We start from the raw sequence: 16378 nt of genomic DNA, 5'->3' as shown, positions 1-16378 counted from the left end.
CGAGGTAAAGGGGGCAGGCAGTGTGCCAAGCCCGCCCGACCGGCGCTACTGCGCCGGCGTGGAAGTTGCCACCGACTTGCCATCGCCCAACTGGTCGGCGGACCAGCCGCCGCCGAGGTCGCCAATCAACGACACCGCATCGAGCAGGCGTTGCTGCTGCACATTCAGCGCGCTCTGCTGCGTGCTCAGCTGGGTCGCCTGGGCGACGGCCGCGGTGGTGTAGTCGACCGTGCCGGCCTGGTACTCGTTGAAGGCGATCTCCGCGCCACGGGTGGCGTCGCGCACCGCCGAGTCCAATACCTCGGCCTGCTGGGCGAGGATCTTCAGGCCGGACAGGTCGTCCTCCACGTTCTGGAATGCGCTCAGCACGGTGCCGCGATAATTGGCGACGGTGGCCTCATACGTCGCCTTGGCGGCGGCGACTTCGCCATGGCGTTGCCCGAAATCGAATACGGTTTCACTGGCATTGGCGCCCAGCGACCACACGTGGTTGGCCACATGCAGCAGGCCGGCCAGTGGCGACTGCGAGAAACCATCCGCCGCCGACAGCGAGAAGCTGGGGTAGTAGGCGGCGACAGCGACGCCGACGGCCGCGTTCTGCGCCGCCATCTGGCGTTCGGCCACCGCGATATCCGGACGACGCTGCAGCAGCGTGGAGGGCACTCCAGTGGGAACGCTAGGCAGCGTCGGCAGCGTGGTGCTGTGCGGTATATCCAGCTCTTCGGGATTCTTGCCGACCAGCACGGCGATCGCGTGCGCGTATTGCGCGCGGGCGACACCCAGCGCAATCAGGCTGGATTTCGCGTTCTCCAGCTGGGTGCGTGCGGTGATCACGTCCGAAGGCGGCACCGTGCCGGCCTCGCCCTGGTTGGCCACCACGCGCAGGTATTCCTGGTAGGCCGCGACGGTCTTCTGCAGCAGGTCGATATTGGCATCGGTGACGCGCAACTCGATCACGGCAGTGGCCAGCGCGGTCTGCTCCGACAAGGTGGCATTGGCCAGGGTGGCCTGGCTGGCCTGGGCGGACGCCTTGTTCTCTTCGATGGTGCGGCGAACCTTGCCCCACAGATCCGGAGCCCAGCTGACATTGCCTTCCAGCGAACCCGACGTGCTCACCGGGCTGAAGTGCTCGACACCACTGCCCGCACTGCCTGCCGCCGTGCGTTGCTTGCTGGCCGAGCCGCTGATGCCGATAGTGGGGAACAGCGCGCTGCGCGCCACCTGCACCTCGGCCAGCGCGGCCTGGTAGTTGGCATAGTCCGCGCGCACGGTCTGGTTGGACACCGACACCTGCGGTTCGAGTTCGTTGAGCAGCGGATCGTTGAAACCGGTCCACCAGTCGCCCTTGGGCGCTTCGGCCTGCGCCGGCGCGGCGGCGGTCCAGCCGGGCAGCTCCTTGTACTGGGTGGGTACGCTGACGTCGGGCCGGTGATAGTCGGGGCCGACCATGCAGCCGCCGAGCAGCAGCGCCAGCGAGGCGGCCAGGGCTTTGCGGGGAATATTCATGTTCATGCGCTCGCGTCCGATCGATTCCACGGCAGGCTTTCCGACCACGTTGCGAGCCTGGCGCGCAGGCGGTCGAGGTAGAGGTAGATCACCGGCGTGGTGTAGAGGGTGAATACCTGGCTGAGGATCAGGCCGCCCATGACGGTGATGCCCAGCGGCTGGCGCAGCGATGCGCCCTGGCCGATGCCGATGGCCAGCGGCACCGCGCCGAGTACGGCGGCCGCGGTGGTCATCATGATGGGGCGCAGACGCACCACGGCGGCCTGGTGGATGGCCAGCTTCGGCTCCATGCCTTCGTCGCGCTGCAGGTGAATGGCCACGTCGATCATCATGATCGCGTTTTTCTTGACGATGCCGATCAGCAGGATGATGCCGATCATCGCGATCACCGAGAACGGCGTGCCGAAGATCAGCAGCGCCAGGGTGGCGCCGATGCCCGCCGAGGGCAGCGTGGAAAGGATGGTGATCGGGTGCACGGTGTTCTCGTAGAGAATGCCCAGCACGATATACACCGCCGCCAGCGCCGCCAGTATCAACAACGGCATGGTCGACATCGACTGCGCATACACCTGCGCCGCGCCGGCCGAGCCGCCATGGATGGAAGCGGGCATGCCCAGCTCCTGCCCGGCCTGGCTGATCGCCGCCAGCGCGCTGCTCAACGAGCCGCCCGGCGGAAGATTGAAGGAGATGGTGCCGGCCACCAGTCCGCCCTGGTGACTGACCTGGGTGGCGGTGTGGTTGCTGATGTACGTCGCCAGCGCGGGGAACGGCACCATGGTCTCGGCGGCGGTGCTGTCCGCACTGCCGCTGGAGCTGCCGCCCTTGGAATTGGCGATGGCATTGGTGAGCTGGTTGGCTTCGGCGTCGGCGTTGAGCGCGTTGGTGTTGGACGACGCACCGCCCGCGGCGGTCACCGCCATGAGTGGCGTCACGCCCTTGACGATGGCGCTCGACATCTGGGTCTGCTGGGTGCCGCTGGGGTTGCCTGCCGCCGTGCTGAAGCGGATGCGGTCGAGCATCTGCGGGTATTGCCAGTACTTCGGCGCCACCTCCATCACCACGAAATACTGGTTGAGCTGGTTGTAGACGGTCGACACGGTGCGCTGGCCGAACGCGTCGTACAGCACGCTGTCGATCTGGTTCGGCGCAAAGCCGTAGCGTGCCGCGGTGGCGCGGTCGATGTTGACGTAGATCTGCAGGCCGTTCTGCTGCAGGTCCGAATTCACGTCGGTCAGCACGTTGTGGTATTTGCCCAGCGCCGTCACCAGCCTGGGCACCCAGGTGAACAGTGCGTTGGCATCGTCGCTGGTCAGCGTGTACTGGTATTCGGCCGCCGACTGCCGGCCGCCGATGTGCAGGTCCTGCGCGGCCTGCAGGAACAGCTTGGCGCCAGAGACCGCATTGAGCTTGGGCCGCAGGCGATCGACCACTTCGGCGGCCGACAGCTTTCGTTCGGCCAGCGGTTTGAGCTCGATGAAGACGTTGGCGGTGTTGAGCGCGCGGCCGCCGGTGAAGCCCGCCACCGAAGCGACGGCAGGGTCCTTCTGCACGATGGACTGCAGCTGAGCCAGCTTCTTTTCCATCGCCTGGAACGAGATGCTCTGGTCGGCGATGATCTGGCCCATCAGGATGCCATTGTCCTGTTCCGGGAAGAACGTCGACGGCAGCAGCTTGACCATGAACACGTTGAGCACGATCAGGCCGATCAGGGTCAGCGCCACCAGCAGGGCGTGATCGATCACGGCGGTGAGCGAGCGCGAGTAGGCCTGCTTGAAGCGCTCGAACTGGCGCTCGTACCAGATCGCCCAGCGCGCCTTGGAGTGCAGCGTCCGGCGGTTCAGCACGTAGGCGGCCATGGTCGGCGTCACCGTGAGCGAGATCAGCAGCGACAGCAGGATGGCGATCGACAGCGTCACGGCGAACTCGTGGAACAGCAGGCCGACGATGCCCGGCATCAGCAATATCGGCAGGAACACCGCGATCAGCGACAGGCTCATCGAGATCACGGTGAAGCTGACCTCCTTGCTGCCGAGCATGGCCGCCTCGCGCACGTCCATGCCCGACTCGACATGGCGCACGATGTTCTCCAGCACCACCACCGCGTCGTCCACCACGAAGCCGGTGCCGATGGTCAACGCCATCAGCGAGAGGTTGTCGATGCTGTAGCCCAGCAGGTACATCGGCCCGAAGGTGCCGACGATGGACAGCGGCAGCGCCACCGCGGGCACCAGGATGGCGCGCGGCGACTGCAGGAAAATATAGACCACGCCGATCACCAGCAGCACGGCGATAAACAGCGTGCGCTCGGTATCGTTGACTGCCGCGTTCACCGATTGCGAACGGTCCACCGCAATGCCGACATGCACATTGTGCGGCAGGGTGGCCTCGATCGAGGGCAGCACCTGGCGGATCTGCGCCACGGTCTTGACGATGTTGCTGCCCGGCAACGGGTAGACGATGACCAGCACCGCGTCCTGGCCGTTGTAGAGGCCGGCATTGCGGATGTTTTCGGCCGAGTCCTGCACGTCGGCCACGTCGCGCAATAGCACCGGCGCGTTGTTGCGGTAGGCCACCACCAGGTCGCGGTACGGCGCGGCCTTGCTGATCTGGTCGTTGGAAAGCACTTCGTAGCGCTGGCCATTCTCATCGATATGGCCCTTGACGCTGTCCGCGTTGGCGGCGCTGATGGAGGCGCGCACGTCTTCCAGCCCAATGCCGTAGCTGTTGAGCTGGTCGGGCTGCAGTTCCACGCGCACCGACGGCAGGGCACTGCCGCCCAGGGTGATCTGGCCCACGCCATCCACCTGCGACAGCTGCTGCTGGATCACCGAGTCGGCCGAGTCGTAGAGCTGGGCGCGGGTCAGCGTGCGCGAGGTGAGCGCCAGCACCATGATCGGCGAATCGGCGGGGTTGTACTCGCGATAGGTCGGGTTGTTGCGCAGCGTGGTGGGCAGGTCGGCGCGTGCGGCCTGGATGGCCGCCTGCACGTCGCGCGCCGCGCCGTTGATGTCGCGGTTCAGTCCGAACTGCACCACGATCATCGCCGTGCCCACCGAACTCTGCGAGGTCAGCTCGGTGACATCGGCAATCGTGCCCAGGCGCCGCTCCAGCGGCGCGGCCACGGTCGAGGCCATGATGTCCGGGCTGGCGCCGGCCATGTTCGCCTGCACCACGATGACCGGGAAAGTGATGTTGGGCAGTGGCGCCACCGGCAGATGGACATACGCCAGCAGACCGGACAGCAGGATGGCGACCGCCAGCAGGGTGGTCGCTACCGGTCGCTTGATGAAGACACCGGGGATGTTCACGGCGTGCTCTCGCTGGCCTGCGCCGGCTGCTTGCGCTGGAAACGCTGGGCGAGGCGGTCAAAGAACAGGTAGATCACCGGCGTGGTGAACAGCGTCAGCATCTGGCTCAGCGCCAGGCCGCCGATGATGGCCAGGCCCAGCGGCCGGCGCAGCTCCGAACCGGTGCCGCTGCCGAGCAGCATCGGCAGCGCGCCGAGCATCGCCGCCAGCGTCGTCATCAGGATCGGGCGGAAGCGCAGCAGCGATGCCTCGAAGATGGCTTCTTCCGGCGGCTTGCCATGCACGCGTTCGGCTTCGAGGGCGAAGTCCACGATCATGATCGCGTTCTTCTTCACGATGCCGATCAACAGCACGATGCCGATGATGCCGATCACATCCAGGTCGCTGCCGGCGATCATCAGCGCCAGCAGCGCACCGATGCCGGCCGAGGGCAGCGTGGAGAGAATCGTCACCGGATGGATGAAGCTTTCGTACAGCACGCCCAGCACGATGTAGACCGCGACCAGCGCGGCAATCAGCAGGTACACCTCGCTGGACAGCGAATCCTGGAACGCCTGGGCGGCGCCCTGGAACGAGGACGTGATGGAAGAAGGCAAATTCACCGCCTTCTCGGCCTGGTTCACTTCTTCCACCGCCTTGCTGAGCGAAGCGTCCTTGGCCAGGTTGAACGAAATGGTCACCGCGGGGAACTGCGCCAGATGGCTGATTACCAGCGGCGACTTGGTGATCTTGATGGTGGCGATGCCCTTGAGCGGCACCTGGCCGGTGCTGCTGGTCTGGCTGGGCAGGTACAGGTCGCCCAGCGATTCCACCGTGGGCAGGCTTTCCGGCTTGGCCACCAGGATCACGCGGTACTGGCTGGACTGCTCGAAGATGGTCGAGACGATACGCTGGCCCAGGGCGTCGTACAGCGCATTGTCGATGGTGGCGGCGGTAATGCCGTAGCGCGCGGCCAGCTGGCGGTTGACCTCGACGTTCACGCTGAGGCCGTCGTTGTTCAAGTCGCTGGTGACGTCGGTGATCGAGCTGATCTTCTTCATGCGCTCGATCAGCTCGGGCACGTACTGCATGAAGGCCTGCTGGCTCGGGCCGCGCAGTACGAACTGGTACTGGTTGGGCGACACCGTGGTGTCCAGGGTCAGGTCCTGCTCGGGCTGCACGTACAGCTTCACGCCCGGCACGTTCGCCACTTCGGTCTGCAGGCGGCGGGCGATTTCGGCGGCCGTCGACGAGCGGTCGTCGCGGGCCTTCAGGTTGATCAGGAAGCGGCCGTTGTTGAGCGTGGTATTGATGCCGTCGATGCCGACATACGAGGTGAGGTTGACGACGTCCGGGTCCTTGAGGATCGCGTCGGCCAAGGCCGCCTGCCGATCCACCATCGCGCCATAGGACACGGAATTGTCGGCCACGCTGATGCCTTGCAGCACGCCCACGTCCTGGACCGGGAACAGGCCCTTGGGAATGATGACGTACAGGACGATGGTCAGCACCAGGGTCGCGATGAAGACCAGCAGGGTGGCCGTCTGGCGTGCCATCACGAAGTTCAGGCCGCGCTTGTAGGCGGCCAGCGTCTGGTCGAACAGATGCTCGCTGATGCGCTCGAAGCGGCTCGGATGCCGTTCGGCCTGGGCCCGCAGCAAACGCGCGCAGAGCATCGGCACCAGGGTCAGCGAGACCACCGCCGACAGCACGATGGTGATGGCCAGCGTCACCGCGAATTCGCTGAACAGGCGGCCGATCACGCCGCCCATGAACAGCAGCGGGATCAGTACCGCGATCAGCGAGACGGTCAGCGACAGGATGGTGAAGCCGATCTGTCCCGCGCCTTCCAGGGCGGCTTCCAGCGGTGTCTTGCCCTCTTCGAGATAGCGCACGATGTTCTCGATCATCACGATCGAGTCATCGACCACGAAGCCGGTGGCGATGATCAGCGCCATCAGCGAGAGGTTGTCGATCGAATAGTTGAGCTGGTACATCAGCGCCAGCGTGCCGACCAGCGACACCGGCACGGAAATGCTGGGGATGATGGTGGCCGGGATGTTGCGCAGGAACACGAAGATCACCAGCACCACCAGCACGATGGCCAGGATCAGCTCGAACGCCGCATCGGACACCGACGAGCGGATCACCCCGGTGCTGTCGGACACCACCTGTACCGTCATGCCCGCCGGCAGCGTCGATTCCAGCTGCGGCAGCACCTTCATGATCTGGTCCACCGTGGCGATCACGTTGGCGCCGGGCTGGCGCTGCACGTTGAGCACGATCGCCTGGGTCTTGCCGAACCACGCGCCTTGCTCGGTGTTCTGTGCCGACTGGCTGACCCTGGCCACATCGCGCAGGTAGACGGGCGCACCGTTCTGGTACGAGATCACCGTGTTGAGGTAATCGGCCGGGTCCTGGATCTGGTCGTTGCCGTTGATGGTGTAGTCGAGATCGGGGCCGTCGAAGTTGCCCTTGGGCTGGCTCACGTTGACGTTGGCGATCAACGAGCGCAGGTCGTCGATATTGAGCCCGTAGCCCGCCAGCTTTTTCGGGTCTGCCTCGATGCGGATGGCCGGCACGTTGCCGCCCGAAGGCGTGACCAGGCCCACGCCTGACACCTGCGAAATCTTGGCGCCCAGGCGGTTGTTGGCGACGTCCTGCAATTGCGGCAGCGACATCGAGTGGGAGGTGACCGCCAGGGTGAGGATGGGCCGGTCGGCCGGGTTGACCTTGGCATACGTCGGCGGTGCCGGCAGGCCCGAAGGCAGCAGGCTGTTGGCCGCGTTGATCGCCTCCTGCACGTTCTGTTCGGCCACGTCGACGTTGAGCGACAGGTCGAACTGCAAGGTAATGATGGATGCCCCGGCGGAGCTGTTCGAGGTCATCTGCTGCAGGCCGGGAATCTCGCCCAGTTGCACTTCCAGCGGCGCGGTCACCGTGGTCGCCATCACCGTGGGGCTGGCGCCGGGATAGAACGTCTGCACCTGGATCGTCGGGTAGTCGACGTTGGGCAGGGACGATACCGGCAGGAAACGCATGGCAACGAGGCCCACCAGCACAAGGGCGATCATCAGCAGCGACGTAGCCACCGGCCTGAGTACGAACAGGCGGGAAATATTCATCGGATCGCGTGCCCGCCGTTACTGCGCTGAGGAGGCGGAGGCGTTGCCGTGCGGGTGCTTGCCTCCCGTGGACGCCGCCGTTGCGGGCGCCGTGCCGGCGGCGGGCTTGGCCCCGGCCAGCTTGATCTTGGCGCCGTCGCTCAAGCGGTCCATGCCGTCGGTCACCACCTGCTGGCCGGCCGTGAGGCCGCTCAGGATGACGGTATGTTTGCCGTCGCTGGGACCCGGGGTCACCTTGTGCACCGAGACGGTCAGGTCGGCATTGACCAGGTAGACATAGTCGCCGGGCGCACCGCTCAGCACGGCCGGGGTGGGCACCAGCACGGCGTTGTGCAGCGTGTCGACCAGCAGCTTGGCGTTGACGAATTCGTTCGGGAACAGCGCCTCGTCGTCGTTGGGGAAGGTGGCGCGCAGGGTCACCGTGCCGGTGCTGGTGGCCATCTGATTGCTCAGCGCGTACAGCGAGCCGACGGCAATCTGCTTGCTGTTGTCGCTGTTGTACACGGTCACCGGCAGCTTGGCGCCGGCGTTCATCCGTTGCAGCACCTTGGCCAGCGAGTTCTGCGGCACGGTGAACTGCACCGTGGTCGGCTTCATGGTGGTAATGGTGACGATGCCCGGCGAGCTCGACTGCGTGACGTAGTTGCCGGGATCGACCAGGCGCAGGCCAACGCGCCCGGCTACCGGGGCGGTGATGTGGCAATAGGTGAGGTCGAGTTCGTACTGCGCGATATTGGCCTTGTCGGCCTGCACCGCCGCTTCGTCCTGCTGGACCGTGAACTTCTGGTCGGCGTAGGTCTGCTCGGCAATCGACTTCTGTTCGTGCAACTGCGTATAGCGGGCGAGATCGGCGCGCGCCTGGTCGAGGCTCGCCTGATCCTTGGCCAACTGGGCCTCGGCCTGCTGCTTGTCGATCTCGTACTGGCGCGGGTCGATCTGGGCGAGGAACTGGCCCTTCTCCACGTCCTGGCCTTCCTGGTAGCCCACGGCGGTCAGGTAGCCGCTCAGCTGCGGCAGCACATTGACCGTGGCGATGGGCGTCACCGTGCCCAGCGCGCTCAGGGTTTCCGGCATGTCACCCAGGGTGGCGGTGGCGGCGCTCACCACCTGCGCCGGGGTACCGGTCTTGGTCTTGGTGCCGGTGAGCAGGTGAACCACCACCAGCGCAACCAGTGCGACGATAACGACGCTGGCGATCAGCCAGCCGCGTCGCTTGTGAACGTGCCCGGTGGTCTTCGGGGCCTCGGCGCTCATACAACATCTCCCAGTGGTTCAATCCGTCGTTCACAAGAGAAACAAAGGCATTCATTGATCGAAGCAGCATCGGCAAGGGGGGACAGATGCTGGAGGCAGGAAACCTGCCAAGACATCTTTAACGACTCTTTGTCGATGTGGTTGACCGCGATGGCAGCCATTTCTTCATCGGCGAAACATCGCTGTCGAGCTGGGTTCAGTCCGGGGTTCCATGACTCCCGGCATCGGCCGACAGATCGCACAAGTATCGTCATTGGCCGGTGATTCCCGACGGCGCGCTCGCAGCCAGGTCGCGTTGTCTGGCAAGGCGATCGCTGTCGCGTCATGCAGGCCAAGGCAGGGTGGATCAAACCATCCGGGCGCGCTTCCACCAGCCGGTAACTTTCTCTTCCCGCACCAGCGTGAACAATCCCGAGCCGAGGATCAGGACGATGCCGACCAGCATCGGCCAGTCGAGCCGGTCACCAAACAGCCAATAGCCGAAGCCGATCGCCCACAGCATCTGGCTGTACTGGGTGGGCGCGACGCGGTTGGCCGGGGCGTGGTGGGTCGCCAGCATCAGCAGCACGCCAGCCAGCCCGGCCAGCAATCCGTAGCCGGCGAGCAGCATCCATTGGTGCAGGCTGGGCCACACGAACGCAGGCAGCATCAACAGCCCGCCGCTGACCAGCGGGCCGATCACGCCGGCGCCATACAGGCTGATGCGCTTCTCATGGGGGCCGGCCATGCGCAGCGCCACCACCGATACCGCGCCGGATAGGCCACAAGTCATGGCGGCCAGGTGGCCGGCGCCCAGTTCGCGAAAGCCCGGCCGCAATACCACCAGCACGCCGACGAAGCCCACGACCACCGCCGACCAGCGCCGCCAGCCCACGTGTTCCTTCAGGAACATCACCGAAAGCAGGGTGACGAAGATCGGCAGCAGGAAGATCAAGGCGAAGGCCTCGGCCATCGGCAACGCGGTGAAGGCCATCACTGCCGAGATATTGCAGATGGCGCCGGTGATGGCGCGGATCCACCACAGCCGCGGCTTGCGCGCCGTCAGCACATCCAGATAGCGGTCGCCCGGCTTGCGGATGAAGGGCAGGGCGCTGAGCATCAGCACGGCACCGAAGAACACCGCTTCGTAGGCCGGCAGGGTGCCGTGCAGCGATTTCACGAAGGCGTCGCTGATCGCGTAGGCCGCGTAACAGGCGAAGCCGAGGAGGACACCTTTGAGCATGGGGGATTCCGCCGGGGAAGGCGCATGGTCCCATAGCGCGCCGCCGTCGCCTACCCGGGGCCTGTTGCACCCCGCCATGACCCGGCCCCGGAAGGGTGGCTAGAATGCACGTTTGCCCCCGCCACGGAACTTCAAGCATGTCCGCTCGCCTGAATCCCCTCGATCTCTACGACGTCCGCTCGCTGCTTTCCGATGAGGAGCGCATGGTGCAGGACACCGTCGGTCGCTTTGTCGATGAGAAAGTGCTGCCGATCATCGGCGATTGCTTTGACCAGGGCCGCTTCCCCAAGGAACTGGTGCCGGAGATCGCGAGCCTGGGCCTGCTGGGCGCCACCTTGCCCGAGAAGTACGGCTGCGCCGGCATGAATGGCGTGAGCTACGGCCTGATCTGCCAGGAGCTGGAGCGCGGCGACTCGGGCCTGCGCAGCTTCGCCTCGGTGCAGAGCTCGCTGTGCATGTATCCCATCTACGCCTACGGCACCGAGGCGCAGAAGCTGCACTACCTGCCCAAGATGGCGGCGGGCGAGATCATCGGCTGCTTCGGCCTCACCGAGCCGCACGGCGGTTCGGACCCGGCCAACATGAAGACCCATGCGAAGAAGGACGGCGGCGACTGGGTCATCAACGGCGCCAAGATGTGGATCACCAACGGCAACCTCGCGCACATCGCCATTGTGTGGGCGCAGACCGAGGACGGCATCCAGGGCTTCATCGTGCCCACCGACACCCAGGGTTTCACCGCGCAGGAAGTGCACAAGAAGATGAGCCTGCGCGCGTCGGTCACCTCCGCGCTGTTCTTCGACAACGTGCGCGTGCCGGAGGCCAACCGCCTGCCGAACGTAAAGGGCCTGAAGGGTCCGCTGGGCTGCTTGACCCAGGCGCGCTACGGCATCACCTGGGGCCCGATCGGCGCGGCCCAGGCGTGCCTGAAGGAAGTGCTCGACTACACCCAGGAGCGCATCCTGTTCGGTCGCCCGCTGGCCTCGAATCAGGCGGTGCAGCTGAAGATGGCCGACATGGCACGCCGCATCACCATGGCCCAGCTGCTCTCGCTGCAGCTGGGTCGCCTCAAGGACGCCGGCACCATGCAGCCCACCCAGGTGTCGCTGGCCAAGTGGAACAACTGCCGCATGGCCATCGACATCGCGCGCGAATGCCGCGACATCCTTGGCGGCGCCGGCATCACCACCGAACACGTGGCCATTCGCCATGCGCTGAACCTGGAATCGGTCATCACCTACGAAGGCACCGAGACGGTGCATCAGCTGGTGGTGGGTCGCGAGCTGACGGGCATCAACGCGTTCTGAACCTCCTTGGTGACTCACGGCATCCACGCATCGTCATTCCGTCTTTTGCCGGGATGACGATGCGTGGGGTGCGTGACGAGGGTTGCACGGCATGAGCTGGCAAGACATCCGCATCGAAACCGATCGTCTCATCCTGCGCCCGCCGCAAGGCGAGGATTTCGACGGGTGGGCGGCCAACATGGCCGATGAGGCATCCGCGCGCTTCATCGGCGGCGTGCAGCCACGCGCGGTAGCCTGGCGCGGCTTTCTCACCATGGTCGGCGCCTGGGCCGTCCAGGGCTTTGGCATGTTTTCGGTGATCGAGAAAAGCAGCGGCCGCTGGATCGGTCGCATGGGGCCGTGGTTTCCCGACGGCTGGCCCGGCCGCGAAGTCGGCTGGGGCTTGGCGCGGCATGCCTGGGGCAAGGGCTATGCGCTGGAAGGCGCCATCGCATGCATGGACTTCGCCTTCGACCGGCTGGGCTGGGACGAGGTGATCCACAGCATCGACCCCGCCAATGCACCTTCGCAGGCCCTGGCAAGCAAGCTCGGTTCGCGGTTCCGTGGCTCAGGTCGTTTGCCGCCGCCGTTCGAAACCGTGCCCATCGACATCTGGGGCCAGACCCGCGACGAGTGGCGGAGCCGCCACGCATGAGCCACGTCACGCCCGCGCTGTATGCCACGCTGGCCGAGATCGTGCCCGAGCTGCATGTGCATTGCGTCGAGCCATGGTGCCTGCTGGGCAGTGCGGCGGCGTTGCTGGTCGGCGCCGAGGTGGGCGTGGCGGACGTGGATGTGCTGGTATCGCGCGACGATGCCGAGCGCCTGATGCTGCTATGGGCATCGCGGCGCGAGTCCACGCACGAGCCGGCCGATGCCGATCGTTTTCGCTCGCACTTCGCGCGCTTCCGTTTTCCCGGCCTGCCGGTCGAGGTGATGGGGGGGCTGCAGCTCCATGCCGGCAACGGCTGGCAACCGGTAAAGGCGGGACGGCTGACGCTGGTCGGCTTGAATGGCCTGGCGGTGCCGGTGCCTTCGATTCCCGACCAGATTCGCCTGCTGGAAAGCTTCGGGCGCGACAAGGATCGACGCCGCGCCGCATCGCTGCGCGCTTTGGCTTCCTCTCCCCACCGGGGAGAACACTGAGGTGAAGGGCAGATATTCGCGGGAACGCTGTGCATACCGCAGCGTCATCTTCGCTCTTGCCCCCTTTTGTTGTGTTCGCGGGATGACGGGAGGCAAGGTGACGTTGAGTATCCACCCCTCATTCCGACCCTCTCCCCGTGGGGAGGGGATGCACGCGCTCCATACTGGCGCGTTTGTTGTCCCCAACTCGATAATTCCCTGATTGCCGCCACCGCGGCTGTTCGTTGACGAGACACCATGACCGCCATTCCGTATGCCCTCACGGCCCGCCACAAAGGCTTCAATCGCGCCGAGATCGTCGACCAGAACTTCACCGAGTTCGTGCAGCTGTGGCAGGGCGAAGTGCATGCGCCGCAGGGCGATCATGCGCCGGTGTTGCCCGGCAGCACGCTCGATGCGCAGGGCTTCCGCGAGTTGCTCGAATCGCAGCTGATCAGCCGTCACCTCGACCTGATGGCGCGCGTGCTGCGCGTGCAGAACAAGGTGTTCTACACCATCGGCTCCAGCGGTCATGAAGGCAACGCGATGGTGGCGCGGCTTACCCGGCATACCGATCCGGCGTTCCTGCATTACCGCTCCGGCGGCTTCATGGCCGAGCGCTTCCGCAAGCTGCCCGGCATGGACCCGGTGATGGATTCGGCGCTGTCGTTCGCCGCCAGCATGGAAGATCCCGCCTCCGGCGGCCGCCACAAGGTGTGGGGCAGCAAGCCGTTGTGGGTGTTGCCGCAAACCTCCACCATCGCCTCGCACCTGCCCAAGGCGCTGGGTACCGCCATTGCCATCGAGCAGGCACGCCGCATCGGGCACGCGCTGCCGATTCCCGATGACAGCATCACCGTGTGCTCGTTCGGCGACGCTTCGTCCAACCACGCCACCGCGCAGACCGCGTTCAATGCCGCCGCGTGGACGGCTTACCAGAAGCTGCCCGCGCCGGTGCTTTACGTGTGCGAGGACAACGGCATCGGCATCTCGGTGAAGACGCCGAACGGCTGGGTAGCCAACAACTTCCGTCATCGTGCCGATCTCGATTATTTCTTTGCCGATGGCCTCGACCTCGCCACCGGCTATGCCCAGGTGCAGGCAGCGGTGGAGCATTGCCGCCGCACGCGTCGCCCCACCTTCCTGCATTTGCGCACCACTCGCGTGATGGGCCACGCCGGTACCGATTTCGAAATCGAGTGGCGCAGCGTGGAAGAACTGTTCGCGGTGGAAGCGAGCGACCCGCTGCTGCGTTCGGCCGAGATCGCCTTGGCCTCGGGCCTGTACACGCGCGAATCGCTGCTCGCGCTGTACGAGGCCACGCGCAAGCGTTGCTTCGAAGCCGCCGAGGACGCCGATCGTCGTCCGCGCCTGTCCACGCTGGCGGAAGTGATGAAGCCGCTGGCGCCGTACACCCCCGCCGCGGTGAAGGCCGAGGCGCAGCGTACGGATTATCACGAACGCCGCGTGGCCGCCTTCGGTGGCGAAGACAAGCTGCCGGAAAAACAGCCGCCGCGTCACCTCGCCATCCAGATCGGGCAGGCGCTGCACGACGTGATGGCGAAGTATCCCGAGTCGCTGCTGTTCGGCGAGGACGTGGCGCAGAAGGGCGGCGTGTATACGGTCACCAAGGGCCTGCACAAGGCGTTCAAGAACAGCCGCGTGTTCAACACGCTGCTGGACGAGACGATCATCCTCGGCCTGGCCCAGGGCTACGCCAACATGGGCATGCTGCCGATTCCGGAAATCCAGTACCTGGCGTATTTCCACAACGCCTGCGACCAGATCCGCGGCGAGGCGGCCTCGCTGCAGTTCTTCTCCAACGACCAGTACCGCAACCCCATCGTGATGCGCGTGGCCAGCCTGGGCTACCAGAAGGGGTTTGGCGGGCATTTCCACAACGACAACTCCATCGCCGCGCTGCGCGATATCCCGGGGCTGGTGGTGGGCTGTCCCAGCCGTGGCGATGACGCCGCCAACATGCTGCGCACGCTGACCGCGCTGGCGAAGGTGGATGGCCGCGTCTGCGCCTTCCTCGAACCCATCGCGCTGTACATGACCAAGGACTTGTACGAAGCCGGCGACGGCCAGTGGCAGTTCGAGTACCCGGCACCCGGCGAGGCGATGACGCTGGGCGAGGGGCGCGTGTACAACGAAGGCGCGAACGACCTGGTGGTGTTCACCTTCGGCAATGGCGTGCCGATGGCATTGCGTGCGGCACGAACCATCGAGGCCGAGCTGGGCTGGAAAGTGCGCGTGATCGATCTGCGCTGGCTGGCGCCGCTCAACGATGCCTTCATCGCCGAGCAGGCCAGGTCGGCCCAACGCATCATCGTGCTGGACGAAGGCCGTCGCAGCGCAGGCGTGGGCGAGGGCATCATCACGGCCATCGTGGAAGGCGGCAGCGGCGCCACGCCGCTGCAGCGCGTGGTCGGCGCCGACACCTATACGCCGCTGGCTGGTGCGGCGCTGCTGGTATTGCCGGGCGAAGCGGACGTGGTCGCGGCGGCGCGCAAACTGGCCTGATCGACGGTGTGGCGACGCCGGCCGGTTCCGGCGCGCCACGCCATTCATCCGAATAACGGCGAGTCCCGCACCCTGTGCGCGCCAGCCCTGCGCAACGACGATGCCGTGTTCGCGCGCAGGGTGTGCTCTCAGGCCTTGCGCCGTAACCGCCACCACTCCGCCGCGCCCAGGCACACCACCAGCCAAGCCAGCCCGCTCGCATAACCGGCCAGCACATCGCTGAAGTAGTGCACCTGCAGCAGGATGCGACTCACCCCGATCACCGTGACCATCGCGACGGCCGCCGCAATCACCGCGCGATGCCAGCGCAGCGGCAGCAGGCGCAGCAATACATAGGCCAGCATGCCGTAGAACACCATGGCGCCGAAGGCGTGGCCACTGGGGAAGCTCCAGCCTTTTTCCATGATGAAGCCGTGGTCGTGCAGCGGTCGCGGGCGCTGGAACCATGCCTTGAGTGCGCTGTTGATCGGCACGATGCCGGCCATCGCGATGGTCCAGCTGGCCGCCAACGGCAGCTGGCGGCGCAGCAGCAGGATGGCCAGCACCACCACGGCGGCGGCAGCCACCGACCACAGGTCACCCAGATGCGAAACCGCCGCGACGACACGCAGGACGGCGGGGGACATGCCGGCCCTGATGTCCTGCGCCAATGCAGTGTCGAAGCTGGGCAGCCAGTCACCCGCCTGGGCGCCGATGGCCAGCGCAATCGCGGCAAACAGCAGGCCCATGGCGAGCAGCAGCATGGCCGCCGTGCGTCCACGGATCACCACCGGGTGACGTCCGTCCGCGAGCGCGGCTTCGCGCTGGCGCCGGTTCCAGTGCCAGGCGAGATCACCCGCCAGCAGCGCCAGCACCAGCAGTGCCGCCCATAGCGACAGCGCGTGTGTCGCGATCCATTCCACCCAGTCGTTCATGCTTGTCCTCGTGTCAGCGCCACATGATCTCCATCGATGGGGTATCCGTCGAGCGCGCGGCGCGGGACATGACTTCCAGTGCTGGCCCTGGCGCGGCTTTGCCGCGATAGTGTTGGGCCTTGCTGCCCAGGAG

At 65.9% G+C, this 16378-nt stretch carries 10 protein-coding genes; 4 read left to right on the top strand and 6 right to left on the bottom strand.

Features of this window, described 5'->3' with window-relative positions; genetic code table 11:
- Positions 1 to 45 precede the first annotated feature (45 nt).
- The 5 genes from MJ606_RS10015 to MJ606_RS09995 all read right to left on the bottom strand — a co-directional run bounded on the left by MJ606_RS10015 (position 46) and on the right by MJ606_RS09995 (position 10394).
- Positions 46 to 1536 (bottom strand): efflux transporter outer membrane subunit, encoded by a 1491-nt coding sequence (locus tag MJ606_RS10015; protein ID WP_243049379.1) that lies wholly within the window; start codon positions 1534 to 1536, stop codon positions 46 to 48.
- Positions 1509 to 4814, bottom strand: a complete 3306-nt coding sequence (locus MJ606_RS10010) for an efflux RND transporter permease subunit (protein ID WP_243049378.1) — start codon at positions 4812 to 4814, stop codon at positions 1509 to 1511. Before MJ606_RS10010 ends, MJ606_RS10015 begins: the two co-directional genes overlap by 28 nt.
- Entirely contained in the window at positions 4811 to 7918 is a 3108-nt protein-coding gene (locus MJ606_RS10005) for an efflux RND transporter permease subunit (protein WP_243049377.1), read from the bottom strand. Before MJ606_RS10005 ends, MJ606_RS10010 begins: the two co-directional genes overlap by 4 nt.
- Before the next feature lie 18 nt (positions 7919 to 7936).
- A complete protein-coding gene (locus tag MJ606_RS10000) occupies positions 7937 to 9172 on the bottom strand; it encodes an efflux RND transporter periplasmic adaptor subunit (RefSeq protein WP_243049376.1) in 1236 nt (411 codons plus the stop codon).
- Positions 9173 to 9518: 346 nt separating this feature from the next.
- A complete protein-coding gene (locus MJ606_RS09995) occupies positions 9519 to 10394 on the bottom strand; it encodes a DMT family transporter (protein WP_243049375.1) in 876 nt (291 codons plus the stop codon).
- 137 nt (positions 10395 to 10531) lie between these two features.
- Here MJ606_RS09995 and MJ606_RS09990 point away from each other — a divergent pair, with 137 nt between their 5' ends.
- The 4 genes from MJ606_RS09990 to MJ606_RS09975 all read left to right on the top strand — a co-directional run bounded on the left by MJ606_RS09990 (position 10532) and on the right by MJ606_RS09975 (position 15331).
- Complete coding sequence (locus MJ606_RS09990) at positions 10532 to 11701, top strand: acyl-CoA dehydrogenase family protein (protein WP_243049374.1); 1170 nt, start codon at positions 10532 to 10534, stop codon at positions 11699 to 11701.
- Between the two features lie 91 nt (positions 11702 to 11792).
- Positions 11793 to 12335, top strand: a complete 543-nt coding sequence (locus tag MJ606_RS09985) for a GNAT family N-acetyltransferase (RefSeq protein WP_243049373.1) — start codon at positions 11793 to 11795, stop codon at positions 12333 to 12335.
- Positions 12332 to 12826 carry a hypothetical protein gene (locus MJ606_RS09980; RefSeq protein WP_243049372.1) on the top strand — a complete coding sequence of 165 codons (495 nt, stop codon included), beginning with the start codon at positions 12332 to 12334 and terminating at the stop codon, positions 12824 to 12826. Before MJ606_RS09985 ends, MJ606_RS09980 begins: the two co-directional genes overlap by 4 nt.
- Before the next feature lie 237 nt (positions 12827 to 13063).
- Positions 13064 to 15331: a thiamine pyrophosphate-dependent enzyme gene (locus tag MJ606_RS09975; RefSeq protein ID WP_243049371.1), complete on the top strand. Its 2268-nt coding sequence runs from the start codon at positions 13064 to 13066 to the stop codon at positions 15329 to 15331.
- A gap of 128 nt (positions 15332 to 15459) precedes the next feature.
- Here MJ606_RS09975 and MJ606_RS09970 read toward each other — a convergent pair whose 3' ends face one another.
- Entirely contained in the window at positions 15460 to 16245 is a 786-nt protein-coding gene (locus MJ606_RS09970) for a phosphatase PAP2 family protein (protein ID WP_243049370.1), read from the bottom strand.
- Positions 16246 to 16378 lie beyond the last annotated feature (133 nt).

The organism is Dyella sp. RRB7 (assembly GCF_022761115.1).
Lineage (GTDB): Bacteria > Pseudomonadota > Gammaproteobacteria > Xanthomonadales > Rhodanobacteraceae > Dyella.
This window is presented reverse-complemented; position numbering and strand designations above follow the sequence as displayed.

What these genes read in the sequence shown, in the direction of transcription:
- MJ606_RS10005 (WP_243049377.1), bottom strand. Translation starts at nt 7,918, where the DNA reads ATGAATATTTCCCGCCTGTTCGTACTCAGGCCGGTGGCTACGTCGCTG.
- MJ606_RS10000 (WP_243049376.1), bottom strand. Translation starts at nt 9,172, where the DNA reads ATGAGCGCCGAGGCCCCGAAGACCACCGGGCACGTTCACAAGCGACGC.
- MJ606_RS09995 (WP_243049375.1), bottom strand. Translation starts at nt 10,394, where the DNA reads ATGCTCAAAGGTGTCCTCCTCGGCTTCGCCTGTTACGCGGCCTACGCG.
- MJ606_RS09990 (WP_243049374.1), top strand. Translation starts at nt 10,532, where the DNA reads ATGTCCGCTCGCCTGAATCCCCTCGATCTCTACGACGTCCGCTCGCTG.
- MJ606_RS09985 (WP_243049373.1), top strand. Translation starts at nt 11,793, where the DNA reads ATGAGCTGGCAAGACATCCGCATCGAAACCGATCGTCTCATCCTGCGC.
- MJ606_RS09980 (WP_243049372.1), top strand. Translation starts at nt 12,332, where the DNA reads ATGAGCCACGTCACGCCCGCGCTGTATGCCACGCTGGCCGAGATCGTG.
- MJ606_RS09975 (WP_243049371.1), top strand. Translation starts at nt 13,064, where the DNA reads ATGACCGCCATTCCGTATGCCCTCACGGCCCGCCACAAAGGCTTCAAT.
- MJ606_RS09970 (WP_243049370.1), bottom strand. Translation starts at nt 16,245, where the DNA reads ATGAACGACTGGGTGGAATGGATCGCGACACACGCGCTGTCGCTATGG.